Origin of the sequence: Fictibacillus sp. 23RED33 (assembly GCF_015903925.1) — a bacterium.
GTDB classification, from domain to species: Bacteria; Bacillota; Bacilli; order Bacillales; family Fictibacillaceae; genus Fictibacillus; species Fictibacillus phosphorivorans.
The window spans coordinates 1,322,223-1,346,996 of sequence record NZ_JACZDX010000001.1; the positions used below are offsets into that span (position 1 = coordinate 1,322,223).

Annotated in this window: 19 protein-coding genes and 1 other annotated feature; of the genes, 15 read left to right on the forward strand and 4 right to left on the reverse strand. The window is 39.3% G+C overall.

The features are described from left to right. The first annotated feature begins 157 nt into the window (after positions 1–157). The 3 genes from IHV09_RS06930 (at position 158) to IHV09_RS06940 (ending at position 5,631) form a co-directional block, all read left to right on the forward strand. On the forward strand, positions 158–3,013 hold the full coding sequence (locus tag IHV09_RS06930) for a 2-oxoglutarate dehydrogenase E1 component (protein WP_197263923.1): 2,856 nt from the start codon (positions 158–160) through the stop codon (positions 3,011–3,013). Then, positions 3,006–4,280 carry a 2-oxoglutarate dehydrogenase complex dihydrolipoyllysine-residue succinyltransferase gene (gene odhB, locus IHV09_RS06935; protein WP_197263924.1) on the forward strand — a complete coding sequence of 425 codons (1,275 nt, stop codon included), beginning with the start codon at positions 3,006–3,008 and terminating at the stop codon, positions 4,278–4,280. Before IHV09_RS06930 ends, odhB begins: the two co-directional genes overlap by 8 nt. 379 nt (positions 4,281–4,659) lie before the next feature. Continuing rightward, complete coding sequence (locus IHV09_RS06940) at positions 4,660–5,631, forward strand: nuclease-related domain-containing protein (RefSeq protein ID WP_197263925.1); 972 nt, start codon at positions 4,660–4,662, stop codon at positions 5,629–5,631. Between the two features lie 208 nt (positions 5,632–5,839). Here the strand turns inward: IHV09_RS06940 and IHV09_RS06945 are convergent, their stop codons facing one another. Further along, positions 5,840–6,802: a quinone oxidoreductase family protein gene (locus IHV09_RS06945; RefSeq protein WP_197263926.1), complete on the reverse strand. Its 963-nt coding sequence runs from the start codon at positions 6,800–6,802 to the stop codon at positions 5,840–5,842. 155 nt (positions 6,803–6,957) lie between these two features. Here IHV09_RS06945 and IHV09_RS06950 point away from each other — a divergent pair, with 155 nt between their 5' ends. Continuing rightward, positions 6,958–7,158 (forward strand): DUF6501 family protein, encoded by a 201-nt coding sequence (locus IHV09_RS06950; RefSeq protein WP_144700434.1) that lies wholly within the window; start codon positions 6,958–6,960, stop codon positions 7,156–7,158. 56 nt (positions 7,159–7,214) lie between these two features. On the opposite strand, the gene IHV09_RS06955 is transcribed toward IHV09_RS06950, so the two are convergent. Beyond that, positions 7,215–8,294, reverse strand: a complete 1,080-nt coding sequence (locus tag IHV09_RS06955; RefSeq protein ID WP_197127905.1) for a bifunctional 3-deoxy-7-phosphoheptulonate synthase/chorismate mutase — start codon at positions 8,292–8,294, stop codon at positions 7,215–7,217. A gap of 315 nt (positions 8,295–8,609) precedes the next feature. Beyond that, positions 8,610–8,818 (forward strand) — a binding site (T-box leader). Between the two features lie 153 nt (positions 8,819–8,971). On the opposite strand from IHV09_RS06955, the gene aroC reads away from it, so the two are divergent. Genes aroC through aroA form a run of 4 tightly spaced genes read left to right on the forward strand, consistent with a single transcriptional unit; the run spans position 8,972 to position 13,627 of the window. Beyond that, the gene (gene aroC / locus IHV09_RS06960; RefSeq protein WP_197263927.1) at positions 8,972–10,141 is read left to right on the forward strand and encodes a chorismate synthase; all 1,170 of its coding nucleotides are present in this window, start codon (positions 8,972–8,974) and stop codon (positions 10,139–10,141) included. Continuing rightward, on the forward strand, positions 10,142–11,215 hold the full coding sequence (gene aroB / locus IHV09_RS06965; protein ID WP_197263928.1) for a 3-dehydroquinate synthase: 1,074 nt from the start codon (positions 10,142–10,144) through the stop codon (positions 11,213–11,215). 16 nt (positions 11,216–11,231) lie between these two features. Beyond that, a complete protein-coding gene (locus IHV09_RS06970; RefSeq protein WP_197263929.1) occupies positions 11,232–12,329 on the forward strand; it encodes a prephenate dehydrogenase in 1,098 nt (365 codons plus the stop codon). 14 nt (positions 12,330–12,343) lie between these two features. After that, on the forward strand, positions 12,344–13,627 hold the full coding sequence (gene aroA, locus IHV09_RS06975; RefSeq protein ID WP_197127909.1) for a 3-phosphoshikimate 1-carboxyvinyltransferase: 1,284 nt from the start codon (positions 12,344–12,346) through the stop codon (positions 13,625–13,627). 44 nt (positions 13,628–13,671) lie between these two features. On the opposite strand, the gene cbpA is transcribed toward aroA, so the two are convergent. Then, positions 13,672–14,322, reverse strand: a complete 651-nt coding sequence (cbpA, locus tag IHV09_RS06980) for a cyclic di-AMP binding protein CbpA (RefSeq protein ID WP_066394129.1) — start codon at positions 14,320–14,322, stop codon at positions 13,672–13,674. A 164-nt stretch (positions 14,323–14,486) separates the two neighbouring features. On the opposite strand from cbpA, the gene IHV09_RS22625 reads away from it, so the two are divergent. The 7 genes from IHV09_RS22625 to IHV09_RS07010 all read left to right on the forward strand — a co-directional run bounded on the left by IHV09_RS22625 (position 14,487) and on the right by IHV09_RS07010 (position 23,281). Continuing rightward, positions 14,487–14,609: a hypothetical protein gene (locus tag IHV09_RS22625; protein ID WP_255520073.1), complete on the forward strand. Its 123-nt coding sequence runs from the start codon at positions 14,487–14,489 to the stop codon at positions 14,607–14,609. A gap of 109 nt (positions 14,610–14,718) precedes the next feature. Further along, complete coding sequence (gene abc-f / locus IHV09_RS06985; protein ID WP_197263930.1) at positions 14,719–16,338, forward strand: ribosomal protection-like ABC-F family protein; 1,620 nt, start codon at positions 14,719–14,721, stop codon at positions 16,336–16,338. Between the two features lie 346 nt (positions 16,339–16,684). Next, complete coding sequence (locus tag IHV09_RS06990; RefSeq protein ID WP_197263931.1) at positions 16,685–18,226, forward strand: FAD-dependent oxidoreductase; 1,542 nt, start codon at positions 16,685–16,687, stop codon at positions 18,224–18,226. Positions 18,227–18,450: 224 nt separating this feature from the next. Further along, complete coding sequence (locus IHV09_RS06995; RefSeq protein WP_197263932.1) at positions 18,451–20,190, forward strand: ABC transporter ATP-binding protein; 1,740 nt, start codon at positions 18,451–18,453, stop codon at positions 20,188–20,190. Then, on the forward strand, positions 20,187–21,965 hold the full coding sequence (locus tag IHV09_RS07000) for an ABC transporter ATP-binding protein (protein ID WP_197263933.1): 1,779 nt from the start codon (positions 20,187–20,189) through the stop codon (positions 21,963–21,965). Before IHV09_RS06995 ends, IHV09_RS07000 begins: the two co-directional genes overlap by 4 nt. A 96-nt stretch (positions 21,966–22,061) precedes the next feature. Further along, positions 22,062–22,817, forward strand: a complete 756-nt coding sequence (locus tag IHV09_RS07005; protein WP_197263934.1) for a TspO/MBR family protein — start codon at positions 22,062–22,064, stop codon at positions 22,815–22,817. A 23-nt stretch (positions 22,818–22,840) separates the two neighbouring features. After that, positions 22,841–23,281: a hypothetical protein gene (locus tag IHV09_RS07010; protein WP_197263935.1), complete on the forward strand. Its 441-nt coding sequence runs from the start codon at positions 22,841–22,843 to the stop codon at positions 23,279–23,281. Between the two features lie 49 nt (positions 23,282–23,330). Here the strand turns inward: IHV09_RS07010 and IHV09_RS07015 are convergent, their stop codons facing one another. Then, positions 23,331–24,659 carry an oligosaccharide flippase family protein gene (locus tag IHV09_RS07015; protein ID WP_197263936.1) on the reverse strand — a complete coding sequence of 443 codons (1,329 nt, stop codon included), beginning with the start codon at positions 24,657–24,659 and terminating at the stop codon, positions 23,331–23,333. Between the last annotated feature and the right edge of the window lie 115 nt (positions 24,660–24,774).

A 24,774-nucleotide genomic window follows, 5' to 3' on the forward strand; every position in this document is an offset into this window, starting at 1 on the left:
CCATTGTTACAGTTGAAACCTTATCAATGATAAGGTTCTTTTCATTCATTGTTTGAGAGCGCTTTAAATAGGGAAAAATTCAATGGCGAGAAATGATGAATCACCTGTTAACAGCAACAGCACAATACTTACAAAGGGAAGCAGGAGGGAACAAAAGATGAGTCATCAACGTTCCAAATCAGAAAATCCTTGGCAGGGACTAAGTGGACCAAATATGGCCTACATCCTTGAACTATATGATCAATATAGTGTGGATCCGGAATCTGTTGACAGTTCATTCAAAGAGAAATTTGATGCTTGGGGGCCTCCTATTGAGGGCTCTGTATCAAATCAACGTACTGCACAGAGTTTTGATGGATTGGATTTCGAGAAATTAGCAGCTGCATTAAAATTAGCAGAAAACATTCGCACTTACGGTCACTTAGCAGCTAACTTATACCCAGTAGGGGAATTTCCGAAAGACAACCACCATATTGACCCGAAAGAATTTAACTTAACTAAAGAAGATTTGAAAGCGATACCACCTTCCTTTATTTGGAAAGAAGCGCCATCTAGTGTTAAAGACGGCTATCAAGCCATCCAAATGCTTCAGGAAGTGTATACGAAAACAATCGCTTATGAATTCAGTCATGTACATGAGACTGAAGAGCGCCAATGGTTAAACACCATGGTTGAAACTAGCCAACATTATCCTAAATTTTCGGCTGAAGATAAGAAAAACCTTTTAACACGCCTGAGTGAAGTTGAAGGATTTGAGAAATTCCTTCATAAAACATTCGTTGGGCAAAAGCGTTTCTCTATCGAAGGCGTTGATATGCTGGTACCGATGCTTGATGAAGCAGCTAAAGAAGGATGCCGTGACGGAGCAGAACATGCTCTGATTGGAATGGCACACCGTGGGCGTCTGAACGTACTTGCTCACGTTCTTGGCAAACCTTATGAATTAATTTTCTCAGAATTTCATCATTCTCCAAACAAGGAGCTAATTCCTTCTGAAGGTTCTAGAGGAATTAACTTTGGATGGACGGGAGATGTAAAGTACCATCTAGGTGCAAGCCGATTAGTTGAAACAGATCAATCTCATAAAATTAAAATCTCACTTGCTAATAACCCAAGTCACTTAGAGTATGTTGATCCAGTTGTTGAAGGATATACAAGAGCAGCTCAGGAAACGCGTGACAAGAAAGGTTATCCGGTGCAAGATACTTCTAAAGCATTTGCGATCCTTATTCATGGTGATGCTGCATTTCCTGGCGAAGGAATCGTTGCTGAAACATTGAACTTAAGTCGCCTTAGAGGGTATCAAACGGGTGGAACACTTCATATCATCGCAAACAATTTAGTAGGTTTTACAACAGATAGCGGTGATTCTCGTTCAACGAAATATGCGAGTGACCTTGCTAAAGGTTTTGAGATCCCGATCATTCACGTTAATGCAGATGATCCAGAAGCATGTATTGCAGCTGTACATCTTGCTTATGAATATCGTAAAAAGTTCCAAAAAGATGTTCTGATCGATCTGATCGGATATCGTCGATTCGGTCACAATGAAATGGACGATCCATCTGCAACACAGCCTCGATTGTATAAACATGTAAACAGTCATCCGACCGTTCGTGACGTTTATGCAAAACAGCTTGTTAACGAAGGTGTACTATCTGATGAAGAAGTAAAGTCTATTGAAAATGATGTATTAACAAAGCATCAGACTGAATATGAAAAAGTTCAAGGTCGCAAAGAAAAATTCAAATTGGAAGACACAAGACTTCCTGATCCGTTATCGAAAGCACTTCCTGATATCGATACCACAATTTCAGTTAGTGATCTTCAAGAACTTACAGAAAACATGCTGAAGTTCCCAGAAGACTTTAATGTATATCCGAAGATCAAGCGAATCCTCGAACGCAGACGCAAGTCTTTCCAAGGGGAAAAGATCGATTGGGGTATGGCTGAATCATTAGCATTCGCTTCTATTCTTAAAGATGGAACGCCGATTCGTATTACAGGGCAAGACTCTGAGCGTGGTACGTTCGCGCAAAGACACCTTGTATTAAACGATAGTGAGAGCGGAAAGAAGTTTTCTCCATTGCATGCCATGGATGACATCGATGTTTCGTTTGCGATTCATAACAGTCCACTGTCAGAATCATCAGTTGTTGGTTTTGAGTACGGTTATAATGTATTTGCACCTGAAACGCTTGTTATTTGGGAAGCACAATACGGAGATTTCGCGAACGTTGCTCAAGTTCTGTTCGATCAGTTCTTATCAGCAGGACGTGCGAAGTGGGGACAAAAATCAGGTATGGTGATGCTTCTTCCTCACGGATATGAAGGTCAAGGACCTGAGCATTCAAGTGCACGTCTAGAAAGATTCTTACAGTTAGGTGCAGAAAATAACTGGACAGTTGCTAACGTAAGTACTGCTTCACAGTACTTCCATTTGTTACGACGTCAAGCTAAGCTTCTATCAATGGATGAAGTTCGTCCGTTAGTCGTTATGACACCTAAGAGCTTGCTGCGTGACACGAAAGTAGCATCCATGGCGGAAGCTTTTGAAAGTGACCACTTTATGCCATTGTTACAACAACCTGGTCTAGGCAAAGAAAAAGAAAAAGTGAAGAAAATCTTACTTTGCTCTGGTAAGATTGCGATCGATCTTGAAAAAGCTCTTGAACAAGATCAAGTAGCAAGAACGGAGATGCATATCGTTCGTGTTGAACAGATCTATCCGTTCCCAGAAGAAGAGATGAATGCTCTATTAAAAGAGTATCCAAACGTTGAAGACTTGATCTGGGTGCAAGAAGAGCCGAAAAACATGGGATCGTGGTTATACATCGAACCAAAACTTCGTGCTGTAGCACCAAAAGCTCACGTTTCTTATATTGGACGTCAAGAACGTTCGAGTACGGCTGGTGGGGAACCAGACATCTATAAAAAAGAACAAGAACAAATCATCCAAACATCATTAGCACTAGACATTCAATCGCGAGAGGGAGGCCGTGAACATGTTTGACGTTAAAGTTCCGGAGTTAGCCGAATCAATTTCAGAAGGTACAGTAGCACAATGGCTTAAAAAAGAAGGCGACACAGTTGTTAAAGGTGAAGATCTAGTAGAGCTCGAAACTGATAAAGTAAACATTGAAATCAGTGCTGAGCGAGATGGCGTTTTAAAAAATATCAAAGTTGAACCAGGCGACACTGTAGCCGTTGGGGATATCATCGCTTCTATCGTTGAAGGCGGAGCTTCTGAGTCTGCAGAACCTGCAGAAGAAGAAAAGACGGAAGAAAAAGCAGCTCCAACTCAACAAAAACAAGAGCCCGTCGTTGAAAAAGACGCTGCTGAAGAAGAACTGAAAGCTTCTGATCGCCCGATCGCATCTCCTGCAGCTCGCAAGCTTGCTCGTGAGAAAGGCATCGATCTTTCTGAAGTGAATGCTCGCGATCCTCTAGGACGCGTTCGCACGGAAGATGTAAAACGTCATGCTGAAGGTGGAAGCACGGAAAAAGCTTCTCCGGCATCTAAGCCAGCAGCATCAGCTTCTAAACCAGCTGCTTCTGTTGAAGCTGTAAATCCTGAGAAACCTGTAGAGCGTGTGAAGATGTCCCGCAGACGTCAAACGATCGCTAAGCGTTTAGTTGAAGCTCAACAAACAGCAGCGATGCTTACAACGTTTAATGAAGTTGATATGACGGCGATCAACGAAGTTCGTGCTCGTCGTAAGGACAAGTTCTATGAGCAAAACGGAGTTAAACTAGGATACATGTCATTCTTCACGAAAGCTGTTGTCGGAGCACTGAAAAAGTTCCCTGCCATCAATGCTGAAATTCAAGGCGATGAAATGGTTCTTAAGAAGTTCTACGATATCGGAATCGCAGTTGGAGCAGAAGAAGGACTAGTTGTACCAGTTGTTCGAAACGCTGACCGTCTAAGCTTCGCTGGTATCGAAAAAGAAATCGGAAACTTAGCTGAGAAGGCACGTTCTAAAAAGCTATCATTAGAGGATCTTCAAGGCGGATCATTTACAATCACGAACGGCGGAATCTTCGGATCGATGCTTTCAACACCAATCTTGAACGCACCTCAAGTTGGTATCCTTGGAATGCATACAATCCAATGGAGACCAGTAGCGATCGATAAAGAGCGTATGGAAAACCGTCCGATGATGTACATCGCACTTTCTTATGATCACCGTATTGTAGATGGAAAAGAAGCGGTAAGCTTCTTAACAACGATTAAATCACTTCTTGAAGATCCAGAATCACTTCTTTTAGAAGGTTAATGTTTAGTACTATAATGATGATATGGAACGCCCCCTGCTTGCAGGGGGTGTTTTTTTGTGGGTTTGAATAGGATAGGTCGATAGGTCGTTAGGTTGTTAGTGCGGTGTGGGAGGTTAGCGAGTGTTTTGGAAGGTGGCTGGATTTGTCGAATGGCCTTTATTTTTGATTTTCGGCTTAATTGTGGTTGGTGTCAGCTTAATTGGTAGGCTAAACGACTTAATGAACGTCATTTTTGACTTAATTTTTTCATTTTAGACTTAATTGTGCACAACCTAAATTCCGAACAAAAAATTATTCATCAAACCATTGCTGAAAATAAAGGTTTTTTATTAATTTTTATCGAATGACATATGTACTAAAATAGCTAGAGGTGATACCTTGATAAAAAAACCACGTACCAAGCCCCTGAAACTATTAAAATTAGACGCCATCTTACAAAGATTAGTACACAATCATCTGAAACACGGTGAATTACAAATTGAATATGCTAGATATTCAGCAGGTTATAGAGGTGAAGTGGCATTAGATTATTTTTTGCACGATTTAGATGAGAATTCATACCTCATTTTTCATGACTTGCGACTTCCAAGAGATAAAGAAAAGAAGTACTACTTTCAGATTGACTGTCTGATTCTTCATTCTTCGTTTTGTGTTTTGCTCGAAGTTAAAAATCTCTCAGGCGATCTATATTTTGATCATCACTTCGATCAGATGAAAAGAACGAAAAATGGCATAGATGAAACTTTTCCTGATCCAGTTAACCAGGTCCAACAACAAAAATCATATCTGGATAGCTGGTTCACAAGAAATCAGTTGCCTAAAATCCCGCTTTATTCCCTCGTTGTTCTAACAAATCCTAAATCTTTTATTACGCTATCACCCCACTATGGCAAAAAAGCAGCTCATATTATTCGAGCTAAGGGTCTAGCTAATAAAGTTCAAGACTTTTCAACGATCCATCAAGAAATCCTCTCAAAGAAAGACCTCTCAAAACTTACTTCAAAGCTATTAAAGCAACACGAAAAGCATAATCCAGACGTATTAAAAACATATAACATCAAAGAAACGGACATTATCACCGGAGTCTTTTGTCCAGACTGCAATCATGTTCCTATGAAACGAAAGAGAAGTACTTGGGTTTGTTCTAGGTGCAATGTAAAGTCCAAAAATGCTCATATAAGAGCAATCCAAGACTACGCAATAATCTTTGATGAGCCAGTTAAGAACAAAACCTTAAGACGTTTTTTACACATCGATTCTTCTACATGTATGAAAAATCTTCTAAAATCCATGAATCTTACCCCGAGCGGACCTACTAATTCAGCAACGTACCAGATTCCGATTCCTTAATATCTCTACTGAAATAAAATTATTTCAATCTAATAAAAAGCAAGGATAAAAACCTGCTATTCCAACTTTTTATATCACTTGCAAAATGCAACTAAAAATAGTTGTAAATTTCATTCATCGCAGCGATTAGAAATTTGCATTTTGCAAGCAATTCGCAAAAAAAGGTAGCTGTAACATGCAGCCACCTAAATCACACACCAATATTCTATTAAGGTATCAACAAAATCTTCCCTGTACTTTTTCTACTCTCCAGATATTCATGAGCTTTTGCTCCGTCACGTAAAGAGAAAGATGTTTCATTAATTTTTACATCTCCATCCTTAATCCATTCAAACAGCTCGTTTGAACGTTTTACACGTTCTTCGTGAGAGGTTAGAACGTTCCACAAGTCGCCTCCGGTCAACGTCTTAGAAGTATCCATGAGCATGCGGGGATCAATGGACACAGGGTCGCCGCCAGCCATACCAAAGAATACTACGGTTCCGCCAATCTTTGTAACTTCGAAACTGTCCATTATCGTAGAACCAACTGACTCGTAAACAACGTCTACACCTTTGCCAGATGTTTCACTCAACACGCTTTCTGTCCAATTATCATTATACAAGAATACCGAATCCGCTCCTGCTTCAAAAGCGACCTGACGTTTTTCTTCTGAAGATGTTAGACCAATAACCTTTCCGCCAAGCAACTTGATGATCTGGATCAATAGCTGTCCAACACCGCCAGCGGAAGCATGAACCAATGCAACATGACCTTGTTTAATCGAAAAACTGTCTCTAGTCAGATAGTGTGCAGTCAACCCTTGTAACAAAAGAGAGGCTGCTGCTTCAAAGGAAACACCTTCTGGAATGGGTATTGCTTTTTCATTAGGGACAACGACCAGTTCCGCGTTTGCAGCGGGTACATCTGCGAATGCGATACGATCTCCAACAGAAACACCATTAACAGCACTGCCAACTTCTTTAACGATTCCTGCTCCTTCATAACCTAGAATGTAAGGAGGCTTTCCTTCTAGATGATAATTGCCTTTTCTTCTATAAACATCAGCGAAGTTTAAGCCAATGGCTTTCATTTCTACCAAAATGTCTTGGTCACCAATAACTGGATTCTTAATTTCACGATAGTCTAAAACCTCCGGACCACCGAATGAGTCAAAAACTAATGCTTTCATATATATAGATCTCCATTCTAATAATTATCTTCCATATCATATTAACCGAAACAATCTGTGAAATACTAGGAAAGGAGCTCTAATAAATGAATTTGACAGATAGAGCAGGGCACATTATGATTTAACAAAAGAATTTATTAAAGGAGAGAGACTTCATGATTCATTTAGAGTGGGCGAACAGAGAAACAATTCGCGAGATCAAATGCGTACATACAGATGCAAAAAAATATATGGTTAACCGTGCTTTAACTGCCGGCAAAACATATGAACTAAAAAATGAAACAGAGGAATTTTATTTTGTAGTAGATAACACAGGGAAAATAGGCGGATACTACAAAGAATATTTCGAAGGCTAAGCCATAAAGCGACCAAAGAATAAGCCTGACTCATTGAGCCAGGCTTATTTTATCTATTAAGAATGAATCTTCTTTTTTTCCTTGTTTAATAGAGCATCCATGAATTCATGGAATTCTGGAATGTTCATCTGTTGTGCTGAATCTGATAGCGCTACTGCTGGGTCAGGATGTACTTCAGCCATAACTGCATCGGCTCCGATCGCCATTGCCGCTTTAGCAGCAGGGAGGAGAAGGTCTTTTCGGCCCGTTGAGTGTGTTACGTCCACAACTACCGGGAGATGCGTTTCTTTTTTAAGAATAGGTACCGCTGAAATATCGAGTGTGTTACGAGTTGCTCTCTCGTAAGTACGAATACCGCGTTCACATAGAATAACTTGTGAGTTACCTTGTGCCAAGATGTACTCAGCTGCGTACATGAATTCCTCAATCGTTGCAGCTAACCCACGCTTCAGCAATACCGGTTTGTTCACAGATCCAGCTGCTTTCAATAGATCAAAGTTCTGCATGTTACGTGCGCCGATCTGAATCACATCAACATAATCTAGTGCCATCTCAATATCGTTCGGATTTAGAATTTCACTTACAACAGCAAGCTGATGTTCATCTGCTGCTTTACGAAGAATCTTTAATCCTTCAAGTCCAAGACCTTGGAAGTCGTAAGGAGACGTTCGCGGTTTGAATGCGCCACCTCGGATTAGTGTTAATCCTTTTTCTGCAATGACTTCTGCTACTTGCTTCACTTGTTCGTAGCTTTCTACCGCACAAGGACCCATGATGAAGTGGGGATTACCATCACCAATCTTTTCACCTTTTACATTTACGATCGTATCTTCAGGTTTCTTTTTACGAGATACGAGTAATGCTTTTCGGTTATCATCTTTTTGGAGCTCCAAGCTCGCTTTGAAGATTTGCTTGAAGATGTGCTGTACCGTTGATGTTTCGAACGGACCATCGTTATGAGAAGCAATCAGATCTAATAGCTCTCTTTCTCTTACAGGATCAAACCGTTTAACTCCTTGCATTTCCTTAAGCTTTCCAATTTGTTGTGCAACATTACCTCGTTCATTTAAAAGTTCTAAAATTTTTAAAGAAATATCATCCATCTGTTTGCGTAAGTCTGCTAATTCGTTTGACATGTGTGGTTCCTCCCCATATTTATACTACTGTCATTAGTTCCTATATCGCGGCCGCTCATAGGCTTATATATATACATCGTTACATAGACACTTTCGCGCTTTAAAGCGTGTGTCTCATAAAGTATTGTTTGTAACTTTAAAGGGATTTCAAAAGAATGTCAAGTACTTACACAAAAAAAGATAAAAATTATTTTTCAGCCTGTTTTACAAGCTTTTTGACATATAGATGAAGGTAATGTAAATTTTAAGAAAAATGAATGAATTTCCTTTACAACAGCGCTTCAACGTGCTAAAACTGTTTATAACTTTATAAAACAAATCGCAATGAAAGAACAGCAGTAGTGAAATGGTTCCCTGTTATTAGAGAGCTGATGGTGGTGCAAATCAGTACATAGCCTTTCACGAATTACAATTCTTGAGCATGCTTTGAAAAAGGCCGGAAAAATTTCCGTTAACAAAATGAAGGTGGCAGAGGTATATTCTTTGCTGTCAGGGTGGTACCGCGATGATAATTCGTCCCTGCTTATTAGCAGGGATTTTTTTGTACTATCAGAACTATTTTTACAAGTGCAATAAGTAAAAAAGGGAAATGTTATGTACAACTAAGGCTGACTCAAAGATAAACGTTTCAGCAAAGATTTTTCTATAAATAAACAGGCAAACAGGAGGAATAGAACATGAGATATTTAACAGCAGGGGAGTCACACGGCCCTCAACTCACAACAATCATTGAAGGTGTACCAGCAGGTTTGCCTCTGGTAGCAGAAGACATTAACGAAGAACTAGCTAGACGTCAAAAAGGGCATGGGCGCGGACGTCGAATGCAGATTGAGAAAGATCAGGTTCAGATCGTAAGTGGTGTACGTCACGGAGTAACGCTCGGCTCGCCTATCACACTCATTGTTGAAAACAAAGACTTTACTCATTGGACGAAGATCATGGGTGCTGAACCTCTCGAAGACGACAACGCAGAAGTGAAACGTGTTATCTCTAGACCTCGACCAGGTCATGCAGATCTAAACGGTGCTATCAAATACAATCATCGAGATATGAGAAACGTGCTAGAACGTTCTTCAGCCCGAGAAACAACTGTAAGAGTTGCAGCAGGTGCTGTCGCGAAAAAGGTTCTAAAAGAACTTGGTGTTGAAGTTGGTGGACATGTATTAGAACTAGGTGGAGTTATCGCAAAAGACACTACTTATGAATCGTTAGAAGAACTTCGTGAAAAAACGGAGGTTTCACCAGTTAGATGTTTAGATAAAGATGTTGAAAAAACAATGATGGAAGCCATCGATACGGCAAAAGAAAACGGAGACTCGATCGGTGGGGTTGTAGAAGTAATCGTAGAAGGTATGCCAGTTGGCGTAGGAAGCTATACTCATTACGATAATAAACTCGATGCCAAATTAGCAGCAGCAATTATGAGTATCAATGCATTTAAAGGTGCTGAGATTGGTATTGGATTTGAAGCAGCACGAAAACCTGGAAGTGAAGTGCATGATGAGATTCTTTGGGATATCGAACGCGGCTATACAAGAAGAACAAACAACGCAGGGGGCTTCGAGGGAGGAATGACGACTGGAATGCCAGTTGTTGTACGTGGTGTGATGAAGCCGATTCCTACTCTATACAAGCCGCTAAACAGTGTGGATATTGAAACAAAAGAAGTCTTTGCCGCAAGCATTGAACGCTCTGACAGCTGTGCAGTCCCTGCTGCTAGTGTTGTGGCAGAATCTGTTGTTGCTTGGGAGCTTGCAAGTGCGCTAGTCAATCAATTCGGACAAGATAACATGGAAGTGATTAAGAAAAACATCGTGCAGCACCAAGAACGTGCAAGGGTGTTTTAAATGAACACGATACACATAACAACACCTTCAAAGAACTACCCGGTTTTTATTGGTGAAAAAGTAATTAATCAGCTTAAAGTAGTTCTTGAAAATCTGAATCCTTCACCTAAGAACCTATTGATCATAACAGATGAAAACGTTGGAGCTCTCTATTTAGAAACCGTACAAAAAGTGATCGGTGATGCATACACTCATGAAACGATACAAATTCAGGCTGGTGATGATCAAAAGTCTTTTGAGAATTATGTGGCTTGCCAAAGTTTTGCTCTAACTAAAGAGCTCGACCGGTCATCTGTTGTTATTGCGCTTGGAGGCGGAATGATCGGAGACCTTGCTGGATTTGTCGCTGGCACCTACATGCGAGGAATTCGCTTTATTCAAGTTCCGACTACTATACTCGCACATGATAGTGCAGTAGGTGGAAAAACAGGTATTAATCACCCTGAAGGTAAAAACATGATCGGCGTCTTTCATCAACCTGAAGCGGTAATCTATTCCACAGACTTCTTGACTACCTTACCACTTAACGAAAAAAGATCTGGCTTTGCAGAGGTCGTAAAACACGCATTGATTGCTGATGAAAATCTATATCGTTCGTTAAGAGAAAACGTTAAAACCATTGATGATCTAAAAGGTGACTGTCTACAGCAAGCTCTTATAAAAGGCATCGAAATAAAAAATGCGATCGTCACACAAGACGAGAAAGAAAAAGGAATTCGTGCATATTTGAACTTTGGTCATACACTCGGCCACGCTATAGAAGGAGAGCTTCAATACAAAGGCATCACTCATGGTGAAGCAGTTGCATTAGGTATGCTATTTGCACTTTCACTAAACGAGGGAACAGAAAATGTAGGAAAAGAACTAAAACTGTGGTTAACATCTTTAGGTTATCCGTCATTTCCTAAGCATTTATCTTCTTCCGCATTCATCAATCGTATGAAAAAAGATAAGAAAGCTGAAAAGGGCATGATTCAAATGGTGCTGCTGAACGGTTTCGGTAAGCCCTATTTATCACCTTTTACTTCAGAAGAATTAGAGCGTAAATTATCTTCTTTTATAGGAGAGATTTAAAAAGGAGTATGAATACATGAAGAACGTCTTACTAATAGGGGTTGGATTGATTGGTGGTTCAATCGCTCTTTCTATCAAACAAGAACACGAAGCAACAATCTATGGGTACGACGTTTATGCTGACAACAGTGTAAAGGCAGCAGAGATAGGCGTAATTGACGAAGCTGTTACAGACTTTACTAGGATTGCCCAGATAGCAGATCTAATTTTAATTGCAACACCTGTTGAAGCAACGTTGCAGGTGATGGAGAAACTAGCTACCATTTCACCTGTAATTAAAGCGTTAGTTATGGATGTTGGAAGCACAAAAAAATCGATTATGAATAAAGCAGAGGAAATGGCCGTTTCTGACATTCGTTTTATTGGTGGTCACCCTATGGCTGGATCGCACAAAACAGGAGTGGAAAGTGCAAAGGGACATCTGTTGGAAAATGCCTTTTATTTTTTGACACCAAACTCCGTAACTACTGAAGTAGATATCGATGAAGCAAAGACATGGTTAAAAGGGACAAGAGCAAAATTTCTCGTTACTGACCCAGATGAACATGATTTTCTTACTGGAATCATAAGTCACTTTCCGCATCTTGTCGCCTCAAGTCTTGTGAGGATTGCGCAAAATCATGCGAAGGAAAAACCGTTGATTCAGCAACTTGCAGCAGGAGGGTTTCGAGACATTACGCGTATTGCTTCAAGCTCTCCTAAAATGTGGAGTGATATTGTCAGTCAAAATAAGTCACATCTTCTTAAACTATTAATTGAGTGGAAAAATGAGATGGATACGGTGATTGAGTTCGTTGAAAAGGGAGATGAATCGGAACTCTATGATTACTTTGAAGGTGCAAAATCATTCCGAGATTCCTTACCTGTTCGATCAAAAGGTGCGATTCATCCATTTTCAGATCTATATGTGGATATCCTCGATAAAGTAGGTGCTTTATCTCACATTACTGCACTTCTGGCACAATCAGAAATTAGTATTATTAATTTGAGTATTTTAGAAGTAAGAGAAGGACTCAACGGAGTACTTCGATTGAGCTTCCAAGATGATAATGATCGAGACCAAGCACAAGACATTCTACAGAATGAGAATTATTTAACTCAAATTACTTTATAAGGAGGCACTATTCTATGACAAAACAATTACAACCCATTCAACGACTAAAGGGATCTATTAAAGTGCCTGGAGACAAATCTATTTCACATCGAGCAGTCATGTTTGGGTCCATTGCAGAGGGTCGGACGACAATTGATGGTTTTTTAACAGGTGAAGACTGCTTAAGTACTATTTCTTGTTTCAAGAAACTCGGCGTTTCAATTCTACAAGAAGGTGAAAAAGTAACAGTAGAAGGAAAAGGACTTACTGGATTAACACCACCTTCAGAAGATTTGTACGTAGGGAATTCGGGTACTACGATTAGGTTGATGCTAGGCATTCTTGCTAACACACCTTTTGAATCGATCTTAACAGGTGATGATTCGATCGCAAAAAGACCAATGAATCGTGTTACCAAACCTTTAAAAGAAATGGGAGCTACGATTGATGGAAATGATTCAGGAAACAAGGTTCCACTTCACATTAAAGGTGGCGAAACACGAGGTATTCATTACACCTCTCCAATCGCTAGTGCTCAAGTAAAATCGGCTATTATTCTAGCAGGATTAGATGGAGAAGGAACAACTTCTGTAAAAGAACCCTTCAAATCGAGAGACCATACAGAACGCATGCTAAAAGCGTTTGGAGTAGAAGTCGAAACGGATGATCTATCTGTTTCGGTCGCAGGTGGCCAGAAGTTAAAAGGAACTCATATTGAAGTACCAGGTGATATTTCTTCAGCTGCCTTCTTTTTAGTGGCAGGTGCGGTCGTTCCAAACAGTGAGATTACACTAAAAAAAGTAGGGTTAAACCCAACTCGTACTGGAATATTAGATGTGCTGAAGAATATGGGGGCAGATATAGCCTACCAAAATAAAAATGATGAAGCTTCAGAACCTTTTGGAGATTTAGTCATCAAAAGCTCTGCCTTAAAAGGAACGATTATTGAAGGCGATCTTATTCCTCGACTGATCGATGAAATTCCAATCATAGCTCTAGCCGCAACACAAGCGGAAGGAACGACGATTATAAAAGATGCACATGAACTTCGAGTTAAAGAAACAGACCGAATTGAGACCGTAGTGAACGAGCTTAAGAAAATGGGTGCAGATATTGAAGCAACAGAAGATGGTATGATCATCCAGGGTAAGTCTTCATTACATGGAGCATCTGTACAAAGCTACGGTGATCACAGAATCGGAATGATGTTAAGTGTGGCCGCTTGTATCGCAGAAGGTGAAACAACGCTTGCAAACAGTGAAGCAATAGCTGTTTCGTATCCTTCATTCTTTGAACAACTGAATGATCTTACAAAGTAAAGAAAAAACGTTCCCAGTCATGAAAAGGGAACGTTTTTTTTGTATTATTGAACACTTGAAAATGTTCTTAGATCTTCAATGTCTGCCACCTTGAATCCATTCGCTTCTACTCGGTGAACAAGTTCATCGATCTCTTCACGCGATACACTTTCATTGAAAGTGATAACAACTCTGCGAAGAAATTGCTTACCCGCGTCTTGGGTAAAAACACCTTCGATATTGTATTCTTCATGAATAGCTGTAAATAGCTTTCTTAACGAACCTTTTCCTTCTGTGGTTGAAACCGTTAAAGAATAACCACCTTTCTTAATGCCATAAGAATCTTCTAGTATATCCATTACTTTTGAGTGAGTAATGATTCCTAAGAAGTTATGATCATCATCGACCACAGCCATAAAAGGTAAGCGTCTAATTGTGAAGAGCACTTTGAAATAAGCTGTATTCTCATGAATAAAAGCGTCTTTCTCCTCTACAATTCTACTAACATGGTCTTTCACTGATCCAACATTATCAATAATATAATCAGAAGTAGTCTCTTTAAAAAGAAGACCTACAAATTTTTGTTCTGATTCATCCAAAACGGGTATGCAGCGATACCCTGATTGGATAATAGTATATCGAGCTTCGCTGATTGACATGTTCTCTGTTACATAAGTTACTTTAGATTTAGTTAGATAGTTGGATTTTACTTTCATAAGACACACCCTTTTCAGAATAATATAAATATTTAAAACTATTTCGACAAAAAAAGCAAATAACCTTTCTTTTTACTCAACTTTATTACTAATTGCATATTAAGCAATAATACCATATACTATTACTAGAATATTTAATAAATTTTTAAAAGGAGGTGTAAGGCATGCTTAAAGGTGTACAAATGTTTAACTGGTTGGTTGTTTTCCGTGCAATTACTTATGTATTTTCTAAAATTGGCGGAGTCTGTCCATTTTCAGTTAAAACATTAAAGTACATCACAAAGTAACCTTACCCTATCCTTTTTTTATTGTTAGTAACCATGGGCATGTATGTTGCTCATGGTTTTTTTGTATACAAAAAAGGGCAGTGGCATTGGATTAAAAGGAGAAAATGAAATGATTATATGCACTGTTCATAAAGTTAAGAAAATGTATGGCGGAAATGAGATACTAAAAAACATATCTTTTGAAATTCACGAACAAGACCGAGTAGGTATAGTCGGACAAAATGGTTCAGGAAAAACGACTCTGTTTAAGCTGCTAAGCGGGATTGACCATCCGGACTCAGGTTCTATAGCCATCAGGAAGGATGCAGAAATCGGATATTTAGAACAACTTCCTGAGCATACGGAGAATATGAGGGTATATGATGTGGTTTCTGCAGCCTTTCAAGAAATCAATGAGATCGAACTTAAAATTCAACATGTTAATGCATTGTTAAGTGATCCAGATCAAACACACCGATTAGACAAAAATCTGAATAAGCTCTACAGACTGCAAGAAGAATTTGAAGAGCTTGGTGGTTATGCGATTGAGTCGAAGATAAATGGCGTTTTGGCTGGTTTAGGTCTAACTCAACTCTCTCAACACCTTTTTAAACAACTAAGTGGAGGAGAACAAACGAAGGTGGGTCTAGCTTGTTTGTTATTAAAAGAGCCTGAGCTTTTACTCTTAGACGAACCTACCAATCATCTTGACATCGAAACAATGAATTGGTTAGAAAATTATCTTCAAAAATATAAAGGTTCCGTTATTATTATCAGTCATGATCGCTACTTCTTAGATAGAGTTACATCAAAGACGATTGATATAGAAGATGGTGAATGTACCTTATATCATCAAAGTTACTCAGGTTTTCTCAAAGAAAAAGAGAATAACCTTCTTCTAGAATTTGAGAAATATGAAGAACAGCAAAAGAAAGTTAAAAAGATTAAAGAGTCGATCAAACAACTAAGAGATTGGGGAGCACGTTCAGGAAATGAAAAATTCTTCAAAAGAGCGAGGAACATGGAGAAAGCCCTTCATCGAATACAGAGTATGAAACGCCCCAAACTGGAACGTAAAAAAGCAGCTTTCGAATTTTCAGTAAACAAAAGAAGTGGCCAAGATGTAGCGGTAATTAAAGGGCTTAGTAAAGAAATCGAAGGTCGCTCCATATTAAGTAATCTCGAATTGCAGATACGATATGGTGAGAAAGTAGCCCTCGTTGGTAAAAACGGTTCTGGAAAAACAACACTGCTAGAGACCTTGCAAACTCTTGAAAACTGCAGCGGCACGATAAAGCTTGGACCGTCCGTTTCAATCGGTTACCTTTCTCAAAAAGGCCTTATTGCTGAATCAACTCAATCCGTACTTGATATCTTCAGAGAAAAAGTACCGATGGAAGAAGGAGAAGCTCGGCATCACTTAGCAAAGTTTTTGTTTTACGGCGCATCCGTTTATAAAAAAGGAAATGAACTTAGCGGTGGAGAACGAACACGACTCAGACTTGCACAGCTTGTTTATGAAGGATTTAATTTCTTAATACTCGATGAACCGACAAACCATTTAGATATTGATTCACGTGAAGCCTTAGAACTAGCACTAGAAGAGTTTAATGGAACGATTCTATCAGTCTCACACGATCGATACTTTATGAACAAACTCTTTGAACGTACCATCTGGTTAGAAGAGGGAACCCTAGAGAGTTATAGTGGAAATTTTGATTATGCACTTGAAAAGCGGTTAGACATTTGAATGTAACTATTCTACTGATATACAGGTTATTTTAAATAGCCTGTTTCTTTTTGGTTATATTTTGTTGGTTTTATAGTGTTGGTTTTCGTTCAAGGGACGTGACCTCGAGGGGCTAGCCACTGCAACTAGACAGGTGAGACACTTATACGTGAAACGTACGAATGTGCCTCACCGCCTGCCCCGTGGAAAGCGAGCAACCTGGAACGAAATCGACTACTTCCAAAAGCTTCAAGATATTCGAAAATAGTCTTTTAAAAAGAGCCTTCTTTTATTCGTTTTCTACTGATTGTTCTTTCAATGTATGGGGAATAATGGTGAGAAAACGTGTCTAAACAGGAGGGATCTTATGAGTAACTATGAAAATAACATGCCGCAGTTTCCAGAACCGATTTGGAGGCAGCTATTAAATCTACCTACATACTCTGTATTGAATGAAGATAATCAAACGGAAGTAGTGGTTGTAGGAGCGGGGATAAGCGGTATTACTACAGCTTATCTTCTAGCGAAAGAAGGCAAAAAGGTTACACTGATTGAGGCAGGTAAAGTAATTAATGGAACAACTGGTCATACAACAGCAAAGATCACTTCTCAACATGATGTTATCTATGATCACCTTATTTCACATATAGGGTTAGAAAGAGCACGTCAGTATTATGAATCAAATGAACAAGCTAAACAGTTTATTGAGAATCTTGTTAAACAAAACAATATTCATTGTAACTTAGAAAAACATGATGCTTATCTTTACGCCAACACAGACGAAGGAATCAAAAAGCTTAACAAAGAAGCTGATGCTTATCAACAGTTAGAGATCGATGGTGAGTTGGTCGAACAAATTCCATTTAACATACCGCATAAAAAAGCACTTGTTATGAGAAATCAAGCGCATTTTCACCCTGTAAAATATTTAGCAGCGTTATTACAAGAAATGGAGTCGCTAGGTGTTGAGGTGTACGAAAACACGACAGCAACAGATATTATAGAAGAGAAACACAAAAAAGCTGTTGTGCAAACAAGTAACGGACACAAAATTACTGCCGACTTTGTAGCTTGTTGTACACATTTTCCGTTTTTTGATGGATTGGGTTTTTATTTTACAAGAATGATGGCAGAGCGTTCATATGTATTGGCTGTAAAAACACAAGATACATTTTCAAATGGGATGTATATGGGAGTAGATCAAACCTCATTTTCCTATCGGTCTATCTTACAAGATGGAGAAAAGATCGTACTGCTTAGTGGAGAAAGTCATCAGACTGGACAAGGAATCCCGACTCATCAGCACTATGAGGCTTTATTAAAGGAAGCAAAAAAATCGTTAAACTTAGATAGTGTACTTTATCGCTGGTCTGCTCAGGATTTAATCACACTAGATAAAATACCGTTCATCGGAAAGCTTACGCATAAGCATGATCACATTCTTGTGGCTACAGGTTACAAAAAGTGGGGAATGACGACAGGCACACTTGCTGCTTTAATCATTAGAGATCATATCTTGGGTAGGGAGAATGCATTTGCTGAACTCTACAAGCCCCAAAGATTTCAAGCTGATCCCTCTGATATTAAACAGTTTATCAAGGAAAACGCAGATGTTGCTAAGCATTTTGTTTCTGGGAAGTTAGACAAACCGTCAAAACATCCAAGAAGTTTAAATAAAAATGAAGGTTGTGCCGTAACGGTTGACGGAGAGAGATGTGGGGCTTATCGAGATCAAAACGGAGAACTTCATATCGTAGATACGACTTGTACACATCTTGGTTGTGAGACAGAGTGGAACAGCGGTGATCGAACATGGGATTGTCCTTGTCATGGTTCGCGTTTTTCATACGATGGTTCAGTCGTTGAAGGGCCAGCGAAAAAACCTCTCAAACGTGTAGAACTACAATAAACGAACAAGAATGACTTATTAAAGTGCGTTTTGCTTTTAATAAGTCATTTTTTAGTTTGGTTGAACACTAAATTTGTATAAAAAACCTACATGTTTAATATAGTGCTAAATAAATGTAAATGAATTTATTCTTATATTTTCAAAAAAATAACAAGTAAAAATAATGAAAATTTTATGAATTTAGTATAAAATAAAGTGCTTGAAAGCGATAGGGGGAAATGAATATGAAGCTTTTAAGAGAAACTTTAAAGCACTTTAAGCCTTATTGGAGGGGACTTCTTCTTGCTTTTATCTGTTCGTTGATCGGTGGCGCCTTTACGGTAATCCCACCCATACTAGCAGGAAAGCTTGTTGATGAAATTCTGCCGAATGAGATGACGGATATGATCGGTTGGTTAGTCGCAGGGGTTCTTTTCTCGTTTTTATTTAAGGTGATATTTGAATCCTTACAAGAATTTATTCAAATTCAGATCGGTTTAGATGTTATCACAGATATGCAGATGCGTGCATTTGGACGGTTGCATAGAACACCGATGTCATTCTTTACGACTACACCTCGTGGAGATATGCTATATCGTCTCACTCACGACGTAGAAGCTGTACAGAACTTAAATAATACGGTCGTACCTCGATTCGTACAACAAGTAGTGAGTGCGGTCGCGGCCTTTATTGCAGTGTTTGCTCTTTACTGGCCAGTAGCTATCGTTATGTTCTGTGTATTCGCTATCTATCTGTACCCATCCTTTAAACTCGGAACGACTATGAGAAAAATGAGTGCTGTTCAGAGGGATATGCGTGCAGATATTTATCACCACCTTCAAGAAAGCATCGAATCAACAAGACTAGTTCGTACTTTTCAAACACAAGAAAGAGAAATACATACACAAGATAAAAAGCTAACAGATTGGAAGGATTATTCCATACGTGCTGCTTTGATCGGAAAAGTAAACTGGCGTCTTGGTAATCTATTCAATATTGCTACACCCGGAGTAGTAATGCTTGTTGGAGGAATGGCGGTCTGGAATAATACCATTTCGGTTGGAACACTTGTTGCTTGTTTAGGGTTTATTCCTACGATGTTTTTTCCCATTCGTTCACTCGCTGAGAACGCATTGATCATTCAGCAGGCTATCCCTGCTCTTCAACGAATCTATGAATATTTTGACTTACCTAAAGAACATGAAGATGACCTACCAAACATGCAACCGATTCGTGGGGATATTGATGTTGATAATCTTTGGTTTCGTTATCCAGGTAAAGAAGAATATGTGTTAAAAGGCGTTTCACTGAATATGAAAGCTGGGCAACATATTGGAATCGTTGGTACGAGCGGCGGTGGAAAATCAACACTTATTCAATTGCTGCTTGGTCTTTATGAACCCGAAGCAGGTTCTATTGAAATCGACCAACAAAACCTGTTTGAGTTCAACAGAAATTCTTTTCGTCAGCAAGTAGGAGTCGTCTCTCAGGAAACGTTTCTTCTTAACAACACATTAAGGATGAACTTATTATATGGAAGAAAAGATGCAACACAAGCCGATTTAGATGCGGCATGTGATGCTTCAGGACTTACAGATTTTGTAGCAGCCTTACCAGAAGGCTATGAAACAATCGTTGGTGAGCGTGGACTTAAGCTTTCTGGTGGACAAAGACAACGCGTTGCTCTTGCAAGAGCTATTCTTCGTCATCCTGCTCTATTAATCTTTGATGAAGCAACTTCTTCACTCGATGGGGAAACAGAAGAACGCGTTCAGTCTGCTCTTGATGAACTCATACCAGGCAGAACGACAATTACGATTGCACACCGGCTGATCACCGTTAGGGATGCAGATAGAATCGTACTCCTAGACAAAGGTGTAGTAGCAGAATCGGGTACTCATGATGAACTTCTTGCAGAGCGAGGACAATATTACGAACTTTATATGGCGCAATACAGTGAATTAGAAAAGGAGAGAGCGATATGAGCCAAACGAATTTGAAACAAAAGAATCGAGATGGCAGACGCGTTCTAGCCTTTTTAAAACCACATAAAAAATGGGTATTTGCTGATGCGCTTGTTATCGCTATATCTCAAGTATTTTCCGCGCTAATTCCGACGCTTGCACTCGGTTGGCTTGTGGATAAAATTCTACCAGGTGAGTCCAATCAACTATTATGGGGATTGATGTGGCTATTGATCTTTGCGGCAGTTGCTGATTTAATCCTGATGGTTATCGATGAGTATTTTTGTCACCAGGTCGCGAAGACCGTAACGAACTGGCAAAAGTTAAGACTGTTTAAACATCTTCAGAACTTACCTTTTTCCTTTTATCAAAACAACCAATCTGGTGAGATGATGGCTCGTGTTTCTGATGATCCGGATACACTCCATAATTTCTTGGCTTGGGAAGGGTCAACCTTTATGGCATCTGTACAAGGTGTTATTTTATACAGCATCGTACTTTTGTGGATTCATCCTTATTTAATGATTACGAGTGTTGTGTTAGGTGTTATCTTTTATTTAACATCAAACGCTGTCGGTCAACGCACACGACAATCTTCGGCGAATGCCAGAAAAGAAGCTTCTCGTTATCTTGAGAGACTTCGTGAGTCTGTAACCGGTATCCATCTTTCACGGGTTTTAGGCGTTTCCGAAGGTGAGGTTTCAAGTGTTGCTGAGATTAGAAAATCATTCATAAAAGAATCTCGTCATGAATTAAAAGCAAGGATGCAATCCATAGTGGTAATCGGAAGCTACAATGGACTTGCCTTAGCAGTCGTTTATGGTCTTAGCGCATACTTAATCTGGAACGATAAATTAACAGCTGGTCAGATGCTTACTGCTGCAGGTCTTGTGGCAATTGCTGCTAATGAGATGCAGAGAATGTTAAGAAACTGGCTTTCAGTAAGAAGGACCGGTCCTGCATTAGATCGCTCTGAACTTTTACTCAGCCAAGAAGTATCAAGTGCTGAAACAGAAAAAGGATTCATTCCACAACAAATTGAAGGGGAAATTGAATTTAGGGATATAGCATTCGGTTATCCTGAAAAAGACGATAAAGTTTTAAAAGGGTTATCATTTTCCGTAAAACCCGGAGAAGCAGTAGCACTTGTAGGGCCGAGCGGATCTGGTAAATCGACTGTTGTAGATCTATTACTGCGATTGTATGAGCCTGAGAGTGGGGCCATCTTTATTGACGGAAAAAACGTATCAAAAATTGATGCAGGGTGGTTTCGCTCACAAGTTGCGATCGTTTCACAAGATGTACAGCTTCGAAATGGTTCTTTAGCTGATAACTTACGAATCGCCAATCCTGAAGCAACTGATGATGAATTGATAAGTGCACTCGAAGACAGCGGTCTCGGTGAATTCTTACTTACTCTTCCGGATGGACTCAACACGCTAGTTGGAGAAAGAGGGAGTCTATTATCAGGAGGACAGAAGCAAAGGCTTTCATTAGCAAGAGCTCTTGTAAAAGATGCGTCTATTTTAGTTCTTGATGAAGCGAGCTCTGCCTTAGATCCCATCACAGAAGTACAAGTCAACGAAGCGATCAATAAAAGAAAATCAAAACAAACGCTCATTATTATTTCCCATAGACTTTCAACCGTCTTAGCTGCCAATCGAATTATTGTCATAGAAAACGGAGTAATGATCGAGGACGGAGTTCATGATGAGTTGCTGAAGTCTGATAATGGCGTATACAGCAGGTTGTTTAAACGTGAAGCGGATATTGGGACACAAGCATTTAGCAGTTAAGGATGGTAAGGTAATCTAACTAAGATTGCCTTTTCCTCATAATTCCACTCTAATTTGGGTATATATGAAACTATATATCCAAAGGAGGGAACCTTCATGTCAGCAACAATTAGAGCTTTTCTGAATATCGCAGCACTCGCCGCAGTAATCTTTGTTAATTATTTGGCCAATACATTACCTTTGAATGGAAGAACAACCGGAGAGTTATCAGCAAAGTACAATGTGTTGATCACTCCAGCAGGTTATGTATTTTCCATATGGGGACTCATATATTTGCTATTAACGATCTGGGTGATCATTCAAGTGCTGCCTAAGAACAGAAATGAGACCGTGTATAGAAGCATCGGCTTATGGTTCGTTTTGAACTGTATCTTAAATTGTACATGGATATTTGTTTGGCATTATGAATTTCTAGGTTTATCTTGGATTGTGATGATCGGTCTCTTATTGTCACTCATCATGATCTATACGAAGATCCAAAATCAAGATAACAAGTCTTCGTTCGTTCGACTTCCATTCTCGGTCTATCTAGGATGGATCAGTGTGGCAACAATCGTAAATACAGCGGTCGTGTTAAAGTATGGCGGTTGGAATGGTTTTGGACTTTCATCTGTTACTTGGACAGTGATCATGCTTATTGTTGGTACGGGATTGGCGATCTTTTTTACGATTCAAAACAAAGATATCATTTATCCGCTCGTCTTTGTTTGGGCTTATATCGGAATAGGTGTTAGACATAAGGGTGAGATAGACGTTCTCACTTATACGAGTTTTTCACTAGCTATTTTACTTTTGATCTTTATAATTTGGAGAGCTGTCACTAGAAAAAATGGAGAAACAGCAATGAAATAGGAACTTTAGAGGGAGAGTTACGAATGGTTAAGTTATCGATGCCGGTAGGTTTGTTGATGGAGTCAGCATTAGCAGGTGGTGTTTCGGGGGAAAGACTACTAGAAGTGATTGAAACTAAGGATTACGAAGCACTCCGGCATGTTGGGAAAGAAGAATCAAGCTGGACTTTCTTTTTTGAGTTTGCAGAACAAAACCGGGAAACTGTTGTTTCTGCGATTACATCGGGTTATACCTTTAAATTTATAACAATTAGGGGGTTGTTGAACTTATTGCAGACCAAATATAAACTGGAAGAAAACGACGACTTTTTAATGAATGAATCTGGTATAGACATGAACCTCTCAGATGAACAACTCGATTTTCTTCGTTCTCGAATACCTTCACAATGGATCTTCAAAAAACAAGAACAATCACAGTACTGTGTTCAGGCTTATTTAGCACAAACCATTTCAACAAGTGTGTAGTTAAGACTAAAGCGCTTAAGCGAGAAACATATCCCGCTTAAGCGCTTTTTTAATCTTGATAGTTATTTCGTGCACTTAACCACGTGTTGATTCCGATCGCTTTACATACAGAGAAGTAATGAAGAAGCATCAATAGCACGGAACCTGCATTCATACCAATGATGATGCCATGCATCCCTAATGATGGTTGTGACCCTAACATGTACATAAGAACAAACGCTAACGTTGTTGACCAAACCGACTGAACAAATGCTGTTGTAATTAAGCCTAGACCGATCAAATAAGCTTGGAGAGGTATTAGGAAAAAAGTAAATAAAAAACTTGGCCATAACAATTCTAAATACGTAGCTGCGGATTGGGAATGAAAGAACATTAAGGTAAGTTTTTCTGAAAACATTAAGAAGATTGCAACAGCTGGAAAACCGTATAATGCAGTTATGCCCATTACACGAATAAGAAGGCTTTTTAATTTTTCTACATCTTTTTTAGCCGTAGCTTCTGAAACTGTGGGTATTAAGACAACTAAAAGAGAGTGAGCAATAAATGCTGGGAAGAAGCCAATTGATATTGCTACTCCTGCCAATAAACCAAACTCTTCTGTTGCGGCAACTCCTGAAAACCCTGCAAGTGACAGTGAATATTTGATCAAAAACGGCTGTATGGCGTTTGTAACAGCATGAAACAGACGTAAGCCAGTAGTAGGAATGGTTACAGCCATAAGGCTCCTAGTCACTTCGTTTGATGAAAGATGTTCATTGTTGTGATTTTGCATTCTTTTGTATTGAATTAAATAAGCCGTGAAGAGATAGACGAAAACGATGAGTTCACTGCCTACAAAAGTTGCTAGGGCTATAAGGATTGCCGTTTCATTATCAAACGAGAACAATTGATAGATGCCTGTTAATAAGATGAGCTGAGCCAATTTTCGAAATAAGTTTGAGAATGCCAGTTTGCCCATCTGTTGTTTACCCATAAAGAACCCTCTAGCAATAGATGTTAGGGAGATTAAAGGGATTAATATGACCATAAGCCATCTAACTAAAGGATGATAACTATTGAATACGGGTATGAAAGGCAGGATCACTAAAGCGAGCACAATCATAGCTACAGTCAACAATATCGTCATCTTTGTAGCATGTTTCAACATGCTATAGTGTTGTTTCTCCTCTTTTTCTGCAACGAACTTTGAAATGGAGATCGGTAATTCCAAACTCGCTACAATAATGATTAAGATGACGGTTGGAAAGATCGACATATAATGCCCGAGTCCTAATTCACCTAGTTCTCTTGCTAACACCATGTTCACAATGAATTCTAGACTTTCACCAACTAATGCAGCAGCAGCAAGCAGCAATACTCCTCTAAAAAATATATTCATACGATGAGTGCATCTCCTTGTACACGTTGTCCTTTTATTCATATGCAAAAAAAAGGAAACAAGACCTCGAAGGACTTTAAACATTGAAAGAGAAAGATAAGCATATAGCAGAACA